This window comes from Pectobacterium fontis (genome assembly GCF_000803215.1).
In the GTDB taxonomy this organism is placed as follows: Bacteria; Pseudomonadota; Gammaproteobacteria; order Enterobacterales; family Enterobacteriaceae; genus Pectobacterium; species Pectobacterium fontis.
In genome coordinates, this window is record NZ_JSXC01000011.1 from 86606 (window position 1) to 101723 (window position 15118).

14 protein-coding genes are annotated in these 15118 nt (G+C 42.1%); 3 read left to right on the forward strand and 11 right to left on the reverse strand.

What is annotated here, in order from left to right; genetic code table 11:
- Positions 1–307: 307 nt before the first annotated feature.
- The 6 genes from OI69_RS03215 to OI69_RS03240 form a co-directional block, all read right to left on the reverse strand.
- A complete protein-coding gene (locus tag OI69_RS03215; protein ID WP_039346065.1) occupies positions 308–2431 on the reverse strand; it encodes a YjbH domain-containing protein in 2124 nt (707 codons plus the stop codon).
- A complete protein-coding gene (locus OI69_RS03220) occupies positions 2428–3210 on the reverse strand; it encodes a capsule biosynthesis GfcC family protein (protein WP_039346067.1) in 783 nt (260 codons plus the stop codon). The genes OI69_RS03215 and OI69_RS03220 overlap by 4 nt, the downstream gene beginning before the upstream one ends.
- Positions 3211–3219: 9 nt before the next feature.
- Positions 3220–3897 (reverse strand): YjbF family lipoprotein, encoded by a 678-nt coding sequence (locus OI69_RS03225; protein WP_039346070.1) that lies wholly within the window; start codon positions 3895–3897, stop codon positions 3220–3222.
- Positions 3898–3972: 75 nt separating this feature from the next.
- Entirely contained in the window at positions 3973–4242 is a 270-nt protein-coding gene (locus OI69_RS03230; protein ID WP_039346072.1) for a hypothetical protein, read from the reverse strand.
- A 465-nt stretch (positions 4243–4707) separates the two neighbouring features.
- The gene (gene gndA / locus OI69_RS03235) at positions 4708–6114 is read right to left on the reverse strand and encodes an NADP-dependent phosphogluconate dehydrogenase (protein WP_039346074.1); all 1407 of its coding nucleotides are present in this window, start codon (positions 6112–6114) and stop codon (positions 4708–4710) included.
- Positions 6115–6344: 230 nt separating this feature from the next.
- Complete coding sequence (locus tag OI69_RS03240) at positions 6345–7241, reverse strand: sugar phosphate nucleotidyltransferase (protein WP_039346075.1); 897 nt, start codon at positions 7239–7241, stop codon at positions 6345–6347.
- A 243-nt stretch (positions 7242–7484) separates the two neighbouring features.
- On the opposite strand from OI69_RS03240, the gene rfbA reads away from it, so the two are divergent.
- Genes rfbA through rfbD form a run of 3 tightly spaced genes read left to right on the forward strand, consistent with a single transcriptional unit; the run spans position 7485 to position 9734 of the window.
- Entirely contained in the window at positions 7485–8354 is an 870-nt protein-coding gene (gene rfbA, locus OI69_RS03245; protein WP_039346076.1) for a glucose-1-phosphate thymidylyltransferase RfbA, read from the forward strand.
- A gap of 1 nt (position 8355) precedes the next feature.
- On the forward strand, positions 8356–8892 hold the full coding sequence (gene rfbC / locus OI69_RS03250; protein WP_039346077.1) for a dTDP-4-dehydrorhamnose 3,5-epimerase: 537 nt from the start codon (positions 8356–8358) through the stop codon (positions 8890–8892).
- A complete protein-coding gene (rfbD, locus tag OI69_RS03255; RefSeq protein WP_039346078.1) occupies positions 8889–9734 on the forward strand; it encodes a dTDP-4-dehydrorhamnose reductase in 846 nt (281 codons plus the stop codon). Before rfbC ends, rfbD begins: the two co-directional genes overlap by 4 nt.
- A gap of 39 nt (positions 9735–9773) precedes the next feature.
- On the opposite strand, the gene glf is transcribed toward rfbD, so the two are convergent.
- From glf to OI69_RS03280, 5 genes are read right to left on the reverse strand one after another with little or no spacing between them, the layout of a single operon-like run.
- Entirely contained in the window at positions 9774–10925 is a 1152-nt protein-coding gene (glf, locus tag OI69_RS03260; protein WP_039346079.1) for a UDP-galactopyranose mutase, read from the reverse strand.
- 15 nt (positions 10926–10940) lie between these two features.
- Positions 10941–11855 carry a glycosyltransferase family 2 protein gene (locus OI69_RS03265; protein ID WP_039346081.1) on the reverse strand — a complete coding sequence of 305 codons (915 nt, stop codon included), beginning with the start codon at positions 11853–11855 and terminating at the stop codon, positions 10941–10943.
- Entirely contained in the window at positions 11848–12963 is a 1116-nt protein-coding gene (locus OI69_RS18795; protein ID WP_052198292.1) for a glycosyltransferase, read from the reverse strand. Before OI69_RS18795 ends, OI69_RS03265 begins: the two co-directional genes overlap by 8 nt.
- 16 nt (positions 12964–12979) lie before the next feature.
- Positions 12980–14008, reverse strand: a complete 1029-nt coding sequence (locus tag OI69_RS03275; RefSeq protein WP_162183340.1) for an EpsG family protein — start codon at positions 14006–14008, stop codon at positions 12980–12982.
- Positions 14009–14024: 16 nt separating this feature from the next.
- Entirely contained in the window at positions 14025–15110 is a 1086-nt protein-coding gene (locus OI69_RS03280) for a glycosyltransferase family 4 protein (protein ID WP_039346085.1), read from the reverse strand.
- Positions 15111–15118: the final 8 nt, after the last annotated feature.

Genomic DNA, 15118 nt, shown 5'->3' on the forward strand with positions numbered 1-15118 from the left:
TTCACCATGTGAATATTCCATGAAGAAACTATTTCAATCATTGCCTACATGAAATATTTCTTCTTAAAAATGCACCACCCCGCCATAGAACCTGACGACAACCCACTAAATAATAAGTAATTTATAAATATAATGCCAAAAATCAGGCCTCTGGCTCCAGATGAACAACACACAAATGATAACCAAATGAAATAGTTTATTTATGTTATCAATATGAAGATTTATTGATAAAGCAGATGCGCACAAAAAAGCCCGTCATGGCAGGTGACCATAACGGGCTTGTTCATTCTCAATGAACTACGATCGATTAGTGAGCGGTAACGTCATACAACGGGCTACGACGCTGTAGCATCTGGCCACCATCGCGCGTTAGCGGTACCCAACCAACAGAACCTCGTTTCACCGTCGGTTCGGTGAACAGCAGATCAAACGGTATAGAGATGTAGAAGCCCTTGGTAAAGCTCCCTTCACCATATTCTGCGGCGCTGACGTTGGTTTTGGTCGCGAAGGCACCAGCAACTATCCCGCTGTCAAAGCGACGAGACAGGTCAAGCGTCACGCCTTTATCTCCTGCCAGATAACGACCCACGCTGACTTTCGCCACCGTACCTTCCACAAACGGCAATTCCCAGTATGCGGTCAGATGACCGGTCACCACATCGTAATCGGCCATCCTCATGATGTCATTCCAGTCACGCTGCTTGGCATAGTTGACATCCAGTCCCAGCGCCCAGCTTTTACCAAACGGGCGGTACAGCACCTCAGAACCCACCCCTGCATACATCATTTCCAGATAGCCACCGTAAACCTGCGTATACCAGTCCTGCGCGGGATTATCTCTGCGAGTCAATTGCAGATTGGTCAACAGCAGATCCGAGGAAGTGATATATTCACGTACCCAGGTTCTGACGCGCGGTAGCGCCGCCCCATCCGCTGGTGGTGTTTTATAGTTGAATTTATCGTAGTTATTCACCAAATTCAGCGTTGCGGTTCCCCCCACACTCCAGTGATCGCTCAGGCGATAGTCAGCGTTGCCTTTTAACGCAATCTGGTACATGTAGAAAGATTCAGGACCACCGAAAGACTGTACCAGCGTCGGATCTAATGAGTACGTCAGGCGATCGGGTTCTGCAAAAAGTACCTGCTGACCACGCACATCGGATACCGGCTCTTTACGATGCGTCTCCGGTTCTGGTTGACCCAGCGGAACGGCAGCCTGTTGAACCTGATTAAAGGCTTTGGCATCCACAGCCGTACTGGCAATCGGTAAACGCTGGCTGCGCTGAACAAGATGGTATTCATCAATATTACCCGGTACATGGTTTGCCAATACCGTGGCGGCACGTTGCGTTGCTTCTTCACTGTCACGATACTTTGTCTGATCGGCAACAATGGTGACCTGTTTTTGATCCGCGTAGATATCGGCGTCTTTATATCCCGCCTTATCACTCAACTCTTTCGAGACGAGCTGCCAGTTAGTGCCTTTGCCATCCTGCACGGGGGCATAGACCGGTGGTGCATCGTCTAAATAGTTCGGTTTCAGGCTGTTAAAGTTGGTACGCAGGGTAAAGCCCCACATCAGGGTATTACCGCGCTGCCACGACAGCGTGGTATCCAACGCGTCGCCCACGCGATAGACCGCACCAATGTTGAAAGGGGAATCCTGCTTAATAGCGCCAGCAAATTCACTACTGTAGTCATTGCCATCATATTCAAGCTTTAAGCGCAGCGGATCCCACGGTGTTTGGTACTCAATTCCACCAAACAGTGCAGCCGAGCCATGGAAAAAATTCTCAAACTCAAACTGCCCCCCCCCCGCTTTAAAAGAAGTACTACGCTGGCAGAAACTGGCTTTGAATGAACAGGCGGGGTTTTTAATATTGCCGCTCTCGGCCATATTTCCCCAGCCAAGGCCAAACGTGAAATCAAACGGCCCCATGCGTTTACTTGCTACCAGATATTCGCTATCGAACAACCCCGTGCCAGCAATATCACGCAGCCCCAGCGACACATCCGGCATCCAGTAACTTTCCTGCCACAATCTCGCTTTTACATCAAAACCTTTATCTTTTTGCGTCTGATCACCACTAAAAGCAACATTATTACTATATGGCTTCGTACGCGTATCAGTATAACGCACCGTGGTTTCCAGCCAGTCAAAGAGCTGAAGGGATATGGAATAACGCCGATATTCTTCGTTATCGCGGTAATTGAGGCTAAACTCGCCCGTATCCGCCATGCGCGCCGTCGGCATCTGCAATAAGCCCGTACCGCCGAAATCGGTCTGAGATACGCCAGCAGGCTGAAAACGCGTATTCTGGTTTGTCACAGCGCGGCTGTTTTCTGGCTCTGCCGCCATTGTCTGTGCACTCAGGATGCCGCCAATCGCCAACGACAGACAGCTTAATTTAACGTTTCTGTTCTTTGTCATTCGAGTGGAGTCCGGTTAGCCAGGTAGTCAGCAAGCTGATCGTTGAGTGATGACATATCCTGAGGTAAAACTGAAGGATCGAAGCCGATAAAGATCGTTTCACCCGCAGCAGGCTCAATATGCTGACGGTTCCACAGCGCCAACGGCACTTTACGCCACTGACCATTTCCCCCTATCAAATAACCGTAGCTATTATCGGCTCCCGCAAGAGAACGGCGTCCAGAAAGGTAATTTTCAACCGACCACCCGGCACGTAGCGCCACTTTCCCCGATGTTTCCAACTCACCGACATCAGCGGAGGTATTCACCAGGCCAATCAGAGAAACATGGTCATCATGAGGCGCCACATACAACGCATACTCTCCCACCAAAGGGCGGTTATTCTGGATAGAGATACGTACACGATCAGGATCCAATTCGGTGCGAATACGCCCCGCAACATTAATCGGACTGATGGTCTTTCTCAGTAACCAGGCTGAGATCGCCAAATCGCCATCACCCGAATTGCGCCAGCGTGTTTCCAGCTCCGCCAACTTTTGCAGCAAGACATCGCCCTGCGCTCTCACCTTCTGCGTTGTCGCGAAATCGGAAATAAACGCCGTTTGCCAGTTTATATTCTGTGGCCAGGAAACCTGTTCGTAAAATTTTTCAAGACGCGTACCGTCGTCCAGTTTCACAACCGCGATCGTCTGCTGAGGCGATTTCACCGTCAGTTGCGCGGCAGTCGCGACGCCGGAAATTAGCAACAACAAGGTAGCGATACGATTAAGTGCCAGCATAGTAGCCCCTTATTGTACGTAGGGTTTTAATACGGTGAATGTGACCAATGCCATACCCGGCCCCATGTACTGCTGGCTTTGCACCACACTTCCATTACTCGGATCGAGCCAGTAGCTATTGGTATAAGATTCATTCAAAGCGAGGACGGTCACTCGTTCATCAAAGCGCAACAGTTCACGCGAGGTATCCAGAATTTTTATCGTTTCTTTTCCACGAGCCTGAAAAACGGACGTGGTCTCGTAACCACCGCGGAAAACTTGAGACCATTCAACCCAGCTCTGCCATGTCATTGGCGTCGATGTCTTCAATAGACCTAACGTAAGGGGATCCTGTTGTAGATTATCCACATAGGCAATATCTTCACCAAAGCCCTGCGTTTTCACTAAACGACCATGTTGGGTCGCGACTATATTTTTATCGGCCCCGATCCATTTCAACTGGTTCTGCTCAGCAAACGCGAGCACAACAAACGCCTGCGGCGCTTTACCCACCTTCAGATAAGCCGAGGCATAGGGTGTATTGGCAACCTGTTTGGCCGTTACATGCGTGTCATTCTGGCCGAAAAATGCCAGTTTGAATGTTTTCCCCACCTGATCCACATTTTGGGAACAGCCAGTCAGCACAACCGATAAAAGAGGCATGGCGACCAGCACACTCACCTTTGCCATTCGTTTTATTTTTGTCATGAAATGCAGTTCTCGTTGAACAGTGCAGCCTGGAAAAAGAAAGGCCACCGAAGTGGCCTTGGGATTAACGAGACATCAGCCTCTTGTCGTATTGGTCGCTGGCGTGCTGTTATCGTTGCTGGAAACAGCAACTGCAACAGCAACACCGATCGCCGCAGCAGTACCGACAGCAATCAGGGCAGTAGTACCAGTAGCAAAGCCAGCACCACCAGCACCCGCGGCACCCGCAGCGCTAGTGGTGGTGGTAGAGGTACCCGTAGCAGTACTGCTAGATACGCCATCAACAGCAAACGCGTTTGACGACATAGCCAGAACGGCGGCCAGCGTGATTAACGTTTTCTTCATTACGATTTCCTTTTTAACATGAAGTACTTCAGGGTGGAGTATCGTCGGAAAGACCATACCCCGACCTTCATTCCAGCCAGCACAGCGGCAAATACATGCTATTAGCCTTGTTACCGACCGCTACTGGGATCCCCCAGTAATGAGCTACAGTTCAATGGCGGTGAACTATCAATGAGGAAATGACCCCTCGATAAGATAAGACCACCTCTGATTAAGTAACACCAGAAAGCAAAACTACAACTCAATTTTTGCAATACTGTTAAAAATAGCAAGATCCCGATGTAATAAACAGTAATGATCTCGGTAGAAAAGCAGATTTCTTTAACGAAATTTACAGTATCTCAGATAAAAAGCCATAAATATCTTAGTGATATCAATCCATTGAACCATCAATACAAAAAACGCCAGATATTTCTTAATCTGACGTTTTATTAGCAAACTGAACTATCTAAGCATAAGAAACGATTATTCCAACCATTCAGTATGGAATACGCCTTCTTTATCTGTACGCTTATAGGTATGCGCGCCGAAATAGTCGCGCTGAGCCTGAATCAGGTTAGCGGGCAGCACCGCTGAACGGTAGCTATCGTAGTAGGCGATCGCAGCAGAGAACGTTGGCGTCGGGATACCTTGCTGAACAGCATAAGAAACCACGTCGCGCAGCGCCTGCTGGTATTCATCCGCCACTTTCTTGAAGTAAGGCGCTAGCAGCAGGTTAGCGATATCCGCTTTTTGCTCATACGCATCAGTAATTTTTTGCAGAAACTGGGCGCGAATGATGCAACCTGCGCGGAAAATCTTAGCGATCTCACCGTAGTTTAGATCCCAGTTGTTCTCGTCTGATGCCGCTTTCAACTGTGAGAAACCCTGAGCATAAGATACGATTTTACCCAGATACAGCGCACGGCGCACTTTCTCAACAAACTCGGCTTTATCGCCACTGAATGCCTGAGCCGTTGGTCCAGTCAGCACTTTAGACGCCGCAATACGCTGATCTTTCAGCGAGGAAAGGTAGCGAGCAAACACAGATTCCGTGATCAGAGACAGCGGTTCGCCCAGATCCAGAGAACTTTGGCTAGTCCATTTACCGGTGCCTTTGTTAGCCGCTTCATCCAGAATCACGTCAACCAGATATTTACCTTCTTCATCTTTTTTCGTGAAGATATCGGCAGTGATTTCAATCAGATAGCTACTTAATTCGCCTTTATTCCACTCGGAGAACGTTGAAGCCAGTTCTTCGTTGCCCAGATTCAGAGCCTGTTTGAGCAGTGCATAGGCTTCAGCAATCAACTGCATGTCGCCATATTCAATACCGTTATGCACCATCTTGACGTAGTGGCCTGCGCCGTCAGCACCAATATAGGTTACACAGGCTTCGCCGTCAGCACGCGCGGCAATTTGTTCCAGAATCGGCGCAACCAGTTTATACGCGTCTTTCTGGCCGCCAGGCATGATGGAAGGCCCTTTCAGCGCGCCCTCTTCCCCACCGGATACGCCTGTACCGATGAAGTTAAACCCTTCAGCAGACAGCTCGCGGTTACGGCGAATCGTATCTTTATAGAAGGTGTTACCGCCATCGATCAGAATATCACCTTTTTCCAAGTATGGTTTCAGCGATTCAATCGTTTTATCGGTTGCTTCACCGGCTTTCACCATCAGCAGAATACGGCGGGGTTTTTCCAGGGATTCGACAAACTCTTGAACGGTGTAAGAAGGCACCAGCTTTTTACCCGGATTTTCCGCAATCACTTCATCGGTTTTATCGGAAGAACGGTTAAAGATAGAAACGCTATAGCCACGGCTCTCAATGTTCAGCGCCAGATTGCGCCCCATCACCGCCATACCGACAACGCCAATTTGCTGTTTGGACATTAAAGCAACTCCTGTCTGAAGGATAACCTGCCCGCAACGGCAACAACGACTCGCGTTGCAACCCCGCAAGCAATTTAAAAACAGGCCAACATGGTAACTCAGCTTTGCGTGAGTGGATAGTGATTGGTTTGATAGCGAAAATTCACTCAACAGAAGCGTATGGTGAGGAAAAGAAAAAACCGCAGAACGATTCAGCAATCTGCGGTTTTACAGTGTGTAATCGCTCAAGATTACTTTTTCAGTAGCGCCTTAATACTTTCTTTAAATTCAGCACCGAATTCAGGGTTGCGTAACCCATAAGACACAAACGCTTGTGCGTAGCCCAGTTTACGGCCGCAGTTAAAGTTTTTGCCCGCCATCTGCACGGCATCAACCTGCTGAGTCGCAATCATATCGGCAATCACATCCGTTAACTGAATACGTCCCCATGCGCCGGGAACGGCTTTTTCCAGCAGTGGCCAGGCATCGGCAGTTAATACATAACGCCCTACCGCAGACAAGTCAGACCCCGTTTCAGACGGTGCCTCAGGTTTCTCGATCATTGACGTAATCGCTGCGGCATCCCCTGAATTCACCAGCGGTTGCTCACAATCAACGACAGAGTACTCCGGCAATACCTCATAAGGGCGATGTTTCACTAGTACCTGACTACGACCTGTTGCTTCAAAACGGGAGATCAATAGCGCCAGATTTTCCTTCGTCTGATCGGCCGTGCTTTCATCCAGCACCACATCAGGCAACACCACCACAAACGGGTTGTCCCCAACAATTGGCCGAGCACAGGAGACCGCATGCCCTAACCCCAACGTTTCCCCCTGACGAACGTTCATGATCGTCACACCTTTAGGGCAAATAGACTGTACTTCAGCCAGCAGTTGGCGCTTTTGTCGCTCTTCCAACAGCGATTCAAGCTCAAATGAGGTATCAAAATGGTTTTCGATAGCGTTTTTCGACGCATGTGTTACCAGAACAATTTCTTTAATCCCTGCGTTAACGCACTCGTTAATGATCTTCTCGATCACCGGACGGTCAACCAGCGGCAGCATTTCCTTAGGAATCGCCTTGGTCACTGGCAACAAATTCATCCCTAAACCTGCTACAGGGATAATGGCTTTCAATGATGTCATGGATTGACTCTCTTCAATCTGATGGTTTTTATTTAAACATCTATTTTGATCGAACCGATCATTTTCACTTCGTAGCCTAATACCACCTGCCACGCATGACACTAAGATTACACCCAATCAGCCATAAAGCGATCTCAAGGCATCGACTTTTTCTAATACATAGGACAATTCTGGCGAAACCGGGTGGTATACTAGAACAATAATTTAAAGACAGTTTTTAATAAGGCAAAAGTGGAGTCATTGATGAAAGGGATCGTGCTTGCAGGGGGAAGTGGCACTCGCTTATACCCGATTACTCGCGGAGTTTCTAAGCAGCTACTACCAATCTATGATAAACCAATGGTTTATTACCCGATCTCAGTTCTTATGCTCGCGGGCATTCGTGAGATATTAATTATCACCACACCTGAGGATATGCCAGCATTTCAACGCCTGTTGGGAGATGGTAGCCGTTTTGGCATTGAACTCAGCTACGCGATTCAACCCAGCCCTGATGGATTGGCTCAAGCCTTTATCATCGGTGAAGAGTTCATCAATGGGGAGCGCTGTGCGCTGGTGCTCGGTGACAATATCTATTTCGGGCAGAGTTTTGGCAAGAAACTCGAAGCCGTGGCAGAAAAAGAACAAGGCGCAACGATCTTCGGCTATCAGGTCACCGATCCTGAACGCTTTGGCGTCGTCGAATTTGATCAAGATTTTAGAGCATTGTCGATAGAAGAAAAACCCGCAAAACCGAAATCAAACTGGGCCGTTACCGGTCTCTACTTCTACGATAAGAACATTGTAGAAATGGCGAAACAGGTAAAGCCGTCGCACCGCGGCGAATTAGAAATCACCACGCTGAACCAAATGTACCTTGAACATGGTACGTTGAATGTCGAGTTGCTGGGAAGAGGTTTCGCCTGGCTAGATACTGGTACACACGACAGCTTAATTGAAGCCTCACAATTTATTCATACCATCGAAAAACGCCAAGGGCTTAAAGTGGCCTGCCTGGAAGAGATCGCCTTTCGCAAAGGGTGGTTATCTAAGCAGCAAGTTGCCGATGAAGCAAAAGTGATGATCAAAACGTCTTATGGACAGTATTTAACCCAACTTATCGCAGAGAAATAACATGCAAGTCATTGATACTACCATTCACGGCGCAAAAATTATTCAGCCGAAAGTATTCGGCGATGCGCGAGGTTTTTTTCTGGAAACGTTTGAAAAGAGACGTTATCAGGAGATGTTGGATATCGATGTAGACTTTGTTCAGGATAACCATTCTCGCTCCAGTAAAGGCGTATTACGCGGTCTGCATTTCCAGAAAACAAACCCGCAGGGCAAATTGGTTCGTGTTGTACGCGGAGAAGTTTTTGATGTTGCAGTTGATATTCGCCAAGACTCTCCTTCCTACGGCGGATGGTGTGGCGTTACGCTGTCGGAAGAAAACAAAACCCAGTTCTGGTTACCGCCCGGCTTAGCACATGGTTTTGTTGTGCTCTCTGACATCGCTGATTTCGAATATAAGTGTACGGATTATTATGACCCTAGCGATGAAGGCTGCCTGTTATGGAACGATCCTGAAGTTGGCATTGAATGGCCAATAGCAGACCCTTTACTCTCTGAGAAAGATAGATTAGGGAAATTATTCAAGGACCTCATCAAATGAGAATATTATTGACAGGGGCAAACGGGCAATTGGGCCGCTGCTTTCAAGATCGTTTACCTGCGGGATGGGAAATTCTAGCAACTGATGCTGCTGAGCTTGATATCACGGATCTAGAACATGTTGAGCGAACAGTAAAACAATTTAAGCCAGACGCCATCGTCAACGCAGCAGCTTACACCGCCGTGGATAAGGCTGAATCAGAGCCTGAACTCGCAGAAAAAATTAACGTTACAGGCCCAGAAAATCTAGCGATTGTCGCCAGCAAACAAGGTATTCGATTAGTCCACGTTTCCACTGACTATGTTTTTGATGGGAATGCAACAGAACCTTACCACGAAGACAGTGCAACGAATCCGTTAAGTGTTTACGGTAAAACCAAGCTGGCGGGTGAACAGGCGGTAGCAAAAGTTTCCCCCGAGGCAATTATTGTGCGTACCGCCTGGGTCTTTAGCGAATACGGCAATAATTTTGTGAAAACCATGCTACGGTTAGGTAAAGAGCGAGATGCATTGAGCATTGTAGACGATCAGCGTGGTTGCCCAACTTATGCAGGAGATCTCGCGCAGGCAATTATTTCTCTTCTTGAGAAAAATGCTGAAGGCGGGATTTATCACTATTGTGGGGATAAGGAAGTGAGTTGGTTTGAGTTTGCTGAGGAGATTTTTAAGGTTGCAGAACGAAAGTCTATTTTGGCTAAGATACCGACACTGAAACCAATAGCTACTGAGCAATATCCTACTCCAGCACATAGACCTGCTTTTTCAACATTAGCTTGCAAAAAAATGAAAACGCTAGAGATCAATTTATCAGAGTGGATAAATACCTTAGCGAAGGCCATTTAAAAATATCGATGTCCCCAAAAAACCAAGGGGACATTGTTGTTAAATAATGTTAGTAAAAAAAACAGGTATTTTAGACTTATATTTATTTAATTCTATAAACCGAAAAGCTGTATTTAAAGCCTCTTCTATTGTAACATCCATATCCAGATAACGATATGTACCCAAACGACCAACAAAAGATATGCCTTCCAATTTTTCTGCCAAATCAACATATTTTTTCAGCAAGTCTTTATCATTAACCAATCGGACAGGATAATAAGGAATATCGTTTACCTCACAATTTCGGCTATATTCCTTATAAATAATCGTTTTAGGATGGTCCTCCCACGGGGAGAAATATTTATGTTCTGTAATACGAGTGAAGCGTTCACTATTATCACAATAGTTCATTACCGCACATCCCTGAAAATCCCCTTCATGTATTTCCTGGTTGAAATCCAAAGTGCGATACGGCAAGCGACCAAGTTGATATTGGAAAAATCCATCAACCGTACCGCTATAAAACGTATGAGCATAGTTACCACACTGCTCAGGGGAGAATGCTACGCCTAAATTAACATGAATATTTGGATGTGCGAGAATATTCTCAATAATTGGTGTATACCCCTCTTCCGGCATCCCCTGGTACTGATGAGCAAAGTAGTTGTCATCATAATTGAACCGTACAGGCAGTCGCTTTAGAATACTAGCAGGCAATTCTGCTGGAGAAATACCCCATTGCTTAATGGTGTAATGCTTGAAGAATCCTTCATACAAATCGTCACCGACGAATGCTAATGCTTGATCTTCAAACGTTTGTGGATCGGTAACTTTTTTATCCGCTTTTTCAGCAAGGAATTTTTTTGCTTCGGATGGAGACAAACATTCATTAAAAAACTGGTTAATCGTGAGTAAATTTATTGGCAAAGAGTACACTTTCCCCTTAGTTACCGCCTTTACTCTATTAATATAGGGTTTAAATGAACCGAAGCGATTTACATAATCCCACACCATTTTATTATTAGTGTGAAAAATATGTGGCCCATAAGTATGAACCATAACGCTAGTTTCAGAGTCCCTTGCCGTATAGCAGTTTCCACCAATATGATCACGTTGATCAAAAATTTCCACTAGGAACCCAGCATCAGCCAATTCACGGCCAATTACTGCACCACTGAAACCAGCTCCGACAATAGCAATTTTTTTGGTCATAATTATTTTTCAAGTTTAAGGTTTAAAACGTAAATCCAACGGAAAATCTTTATTCAATGCATCTTTCAGGGCATAAAATAATGTGGGTACTGATTTAAACTCCCCTGTACATATTGAATAAAAATTAACAGAAAGATAGATTAATAACGTACGCAATATTCCTATAGGTTTTTTAGCATACGTCAATTGCACTTTAAAAAAGTTACGATACATAAAATAACCTTTCCATGACGTCAATGCTCGACTCTGGACAAACTTTATCTTTCGCTCCATTATAGCCGATTTTACACAAATAATCTTGTGTCCTGCTTGATTAGCACGAATCGCAAAATCAAGATCATCATAAAAAATGAAGAAATCTTGATTTGGAAAACCGATTTTTTCAAACACCCGTCGGTTAATCAATGGGCCTTCAAAAGGAATTGTACGGATTTCTTGAGTCTCCCATTCATGCTCATAAATATCCGTAATTTTTTTCTTTTTAGGGTTCAATCTAAAAAGGTTATTGATTTCATAATCAATGCCAGAAATTTCAGCGCAACTACCGTCCATATTCATGCGCATTGGTTGCAAAATATCTCCCATTTGCTGATACTTAAGTAAATTAGCCAAGCAGTCTGAAGCAAAAACGACATCATCATCCGCCAGCCAAATCCATTCATACCCATCATTGTAGGCCAAGCGACTACCGAATTCAAAACCACCTGCGCCACCAAGGTTAGCACCGGTATTGTGGTAACTGACGCTAAGTTGATCTTTATAACTGTCGCGAAAAGAAACTACGACGTCTTTAGTATTATCATTGCTATTGTTATCTATAACAAAGACATGACCCGGTTTCAACGTTTGATTTAAAACGGAAGAAAGCATTTCATTTAATAACGAACTACGATTAAATGTAACAAGAACAAGTGAGATTGAATTAGCCATTATTTTTTCTTAGTTGGGAGATATAGAAGTTTTGCAAGTTCCTGACACAATCATGAACATCATAGCCAGCATTTTTAACAGATAGATAATATTTCTCCCGATGAGGGAGATAAAGAGTATGGCTTATGATTAAATTAGACCACTCAATAGCAGATTTAGTAAGTGGTAAATAGTTAATCAAATTAGTTACTCTAGCCTCTTCTGGAATTTGCTCTGAGACAAAACATGTGAGACCACTAGCTTGCGCCTCAATAGCTACAAATCCTAATCCTTCAAATACCGATGGAAATAAAAAAACGTCCATCCCCTGGATTAGATCAGCAACATCATCCCGCTGGCCTAAAAAGTAAACTTTTTTTTCTATTCCTAAATTAGAAACCTCTTTCTCAATTTTTTCTCTCAGAAATCCATCACCTATTAATAACATTCTCGACTCAGGTTCTTTCTTAATTATCTCCGAAAATATTTTCAATAAAAAAACATGGTTTTTTTGGGGTAAGAATCCCCCAACATGTCCATATACTTTATTTTTATCAAAATTAAGCGCCGAGCGTACAATATTTCTTCTTTCTATATTGAATTTAAAAACAGAAAGATCGATACCATTTTTTATTATAGTAAAAAATTTTTTTCCAAATAAAAATCGACCAGCAACATTACTACAAGCCAAACGAGAATTAATTAATGAATTATTGAATGCAGAAAGAAAATAATTTCTTATTTTTTTATGAAAAACATCAGCATGTCTAGTATTGTGGCTATGTAAAGTTCTTACCTTTATTCCATATAGTTTGGAAAATAAAAGATGTGGTAACGCTATATTAGGTGAATGGATATGAATTACATCAATACTACTAGAGTTATCTTTATAAAAACAAATCAATTCTTTAAAAAAAGAATATAGATTCCTCATTTTTGTTGATGGAAGAATGTTTATATTATCACTTGGAAATGAATTTAAAAAAAAACTCGTATTCTCATCGCGAGAAAAAATATAATGCATATCAAACTGATTTTTATCAGAATACAACTCTATATTTCTTAAAAAAGTATATACTCCTCCACCAGGAGTTACACCAGTCACATTCAACACTTTTATTTTTTTCATAAAAACACCATTTTTACTATATTGTTAATGGAGTAAAGTAATCCTCTACAAGAAAATTAAGGTTATAAAATAAGTTTATATATAAAATAAGGGCTGAATAAAACACATAAAAAACAATTCTATAAGGAGTTTTATAGATATTGAATATAAGTGGTATTAAAAAAATTTCTGTAAACGTAAAATACGTCGCTAGCCTACCACTAAGTAGTGCAAAATCATAAAATCCTAGTCTTAAAGAAAAACCAATCAAATACATCCACATAAGTAAATAAAATGAACTATTATCTTTAAAGAAGCGTCTATGGAAAAATGTTATAGCTAAAATAATAAAGGTTTTAATTGTTACTGGATCCCAAAAATCTCTTGAGTAATTAAATTGAGAATCTTTATAAGATAACATTTTATCACCAAAATTCCCTATCCCTAACATCATCACAACCCTACAGGAAAGGAAAACGATAATAAAAATAAAGATTAATTTAAAATAGTCATTAATTTTATTCGTATATAAAAAAGATCTAATTATTTTAACATTAAATATATTAACAACAACACTAGCAATATGTGTAAGAACAGAAAGAATAATAAAAAAAAAGTTTAATAGCGTAACTTTATTCCTAGCTTGTGTACTGAGCAAACAGTAGATAACAATAGGCGTTGCTAACCCCTGTCTTATTTGCATGAACTGCTGAGATAGAAAATATGTCCCTATATATATTAATATACATTGAAGGAAACTTATTTTTAGAATATCACAAATTCTCTTAATAAAAATAAATGTTAAAACAGAAAATAAAAAAAACAATAACCTATAGTTATCACTAAAAAGATGAATGAGAAATGAAAAATATTGGATAATACTATCTGCCTGAGTTTCCTTATAAAACTTAAATGGATTATATGAGTAATATGAATAATTTTCAAAAAAATTAGCATAAACAAATGTATCTGGTGTATCACCGCGCATAGACACAATAAATGCTAACATAAACGTCAACATAATAAAAATTGTATGCTCAAATAGGTTTGATTTTTTTATTTTCATCGAAAAGATATCCATCTTAATCAATAAGGATGTTATTCCATAATTTAACCACATCTGCAATTGCATATTTTTTGGAATTATTGGCGCTATTAAAAGACATGATTGAGTAATCAGAGTCATTTAAATCAATAGCTTTTAAAATAAAAAAACTTAATTGATCTATATCACCATTTTTGACTATAAAACCATTATACCCATGTTCTATGATATCAGAAGGTCCAGTGTCACAATCAAAACTTATAATAGGAATGCCATACGACTGAGCTTCTAGTAATACCATAGGTAAACCTTCATATCGAGAACTCAAACAATAAAATTTAGCATTTCTGTATTCATATTCTATATCAGGGTTAAATGATTTAATCGAAATATTTTTTTCTAAATCATATTTTTTAACTAAATTTTTTAAATTCTTCTCTTCATCGCCATCTCCTATAATATTCAGAATCCAGTCAGGGTGTTTCTCAGCAACTGAGCGCCATGCTTCAATTAACATATCGAATCCTTTCTGTTCATTAAGCCTCCCGATAGATAAAATAGTTTTTGTTTTTTCGCTTGAGCTATATCTTAATTCTTCAAAGCTCACCGGATTAGGAATATTGACTATATTAGATTTTAACCATGAACCAAAATAAGATATCCAATAACTTTTATCTTTTTCAGTTAGAGTAACAATATAATCACTAAATAAAGCTGCTCCCCACCTAGAAAAATGTCGAAACATACTTCCTTTATTTACATCAGCATACAGATTAAAATGCTCCCAGTTTATTATTTTTAAATTTAAATTAAATGCTGCTGGTATAGCGATGAGAGACAGCCCGGTATTAACAATAACTAGAGCATCATATTCCCCTTTTTTTAAAAAGGAACGGGTTTTATGAACTATAGATATATATTTTTTCTTAAGCGAGACATGTGAAAAATACATATTATATATAGAAACCCTTGAATCGATCTCATAAACAGGCTGTTCATATCCTTCAATACTTGCAATCGAAATAGAATGACCTATGGCACTAAGTTTATTTGCTATCAAGGTCGTTACACGTTCAGTTCCTCCTTGGCTACCAAGATTTGTTATTAAAAACAAAATTCTCATTTTTTATT

Coding starts and splice junctions, on each gene's coding strand:
- OI69_RS03215 (WP_039346065.1), bottom strand. CDS start 2,431: ATGACAAAGAACAGAAACGTTAAATTAAGCTGTCTGTCGTTGGCGATT.
- OI69_RS03220 (WP_039346067.1), bottom strand. CDS start 3,210: ATGCTGGCACTTAATCGTATCGCTACCTTGTTGTTGCTAATTTCCGGC.
- OI69_RS03225 (WP_039346070.1), bottom strand. CDS start 3,897: ATGACAAAAATAAAACGAATGGCAAAGGTGAGTGTGCTGGTCGCCATG.
- OI69_RS03230 (WP_039346072.1), bottom strand. CDS start 4,242: ATGAAGAAAACGTTAATCACGCTGGCCGCCGTTCTGGCTATGTCGTCA.
- gndA (WP_039346074.1), bottom strand. CDS start 6,114: ATGTCCAAACAGCAAATTGGCGTTGTCGGTATGGCGGTGATGGGGCGC.
- OI69_RS03240 (WP_039346075.1), bottom strand. CDS start 7,241: ATGACATCATTGAAAGCCATTATCCCTGTAGCAGGTTTAGGGATGAAT.
- rfbA (WP_039346076.1), top strand. CDS start 7,485: ATGAAAGGGATCGTGCTTGCAGGGGGAAGTGGCACTCGCTTATACCCG.
- rfbC (WP_039346077.1), top strand. CDS start 8,356: ATGCAAGTCATTGATACTACCATTCACGGCGCAAAAATTATTCAGCCG.
- rfbD (WP_039346078.1), top strand. CDS start 8,889: ATGAGAATATTATTGACAGGGGCAAACGGGCAATTGGGCCGCTGCTTT.
- glf (WP_039346079.1), bottom strand. CDS start 10,925: ATGACCAAAAAAATTGCTATTGTCGGAGCTGGTTTCAGTGGTGCAGTA.
- OI69_RS03265 (WP_039346081.1), bottom strand. CDS start 11,855: ATGGCTAATTCAATCTCACTTGTTCTTGTTACATTTAATCGTAGTTCG.
- OI69_RS18795 (WP_052198292.1), bottom strand. CDS start 12,963: ATGAAAAAAATAAAAGTGTTGAATGTGACTGGTGTAACTCCTGGTGGA.
- OI69_RS03275 (WP_162183340.1), bottom strand. CDS start 14,008: ATGAAAATAAAAAAATCAAACCTATTTGAGCATACAATTTTTATTATG.
- OI69_RS03280 (WP_039346085.1), bottom strand. CDS start 15,110: ATGAGAATTTTGTTTTTAATAACAAATCTTGGTAGCCAAGGAGGAACT.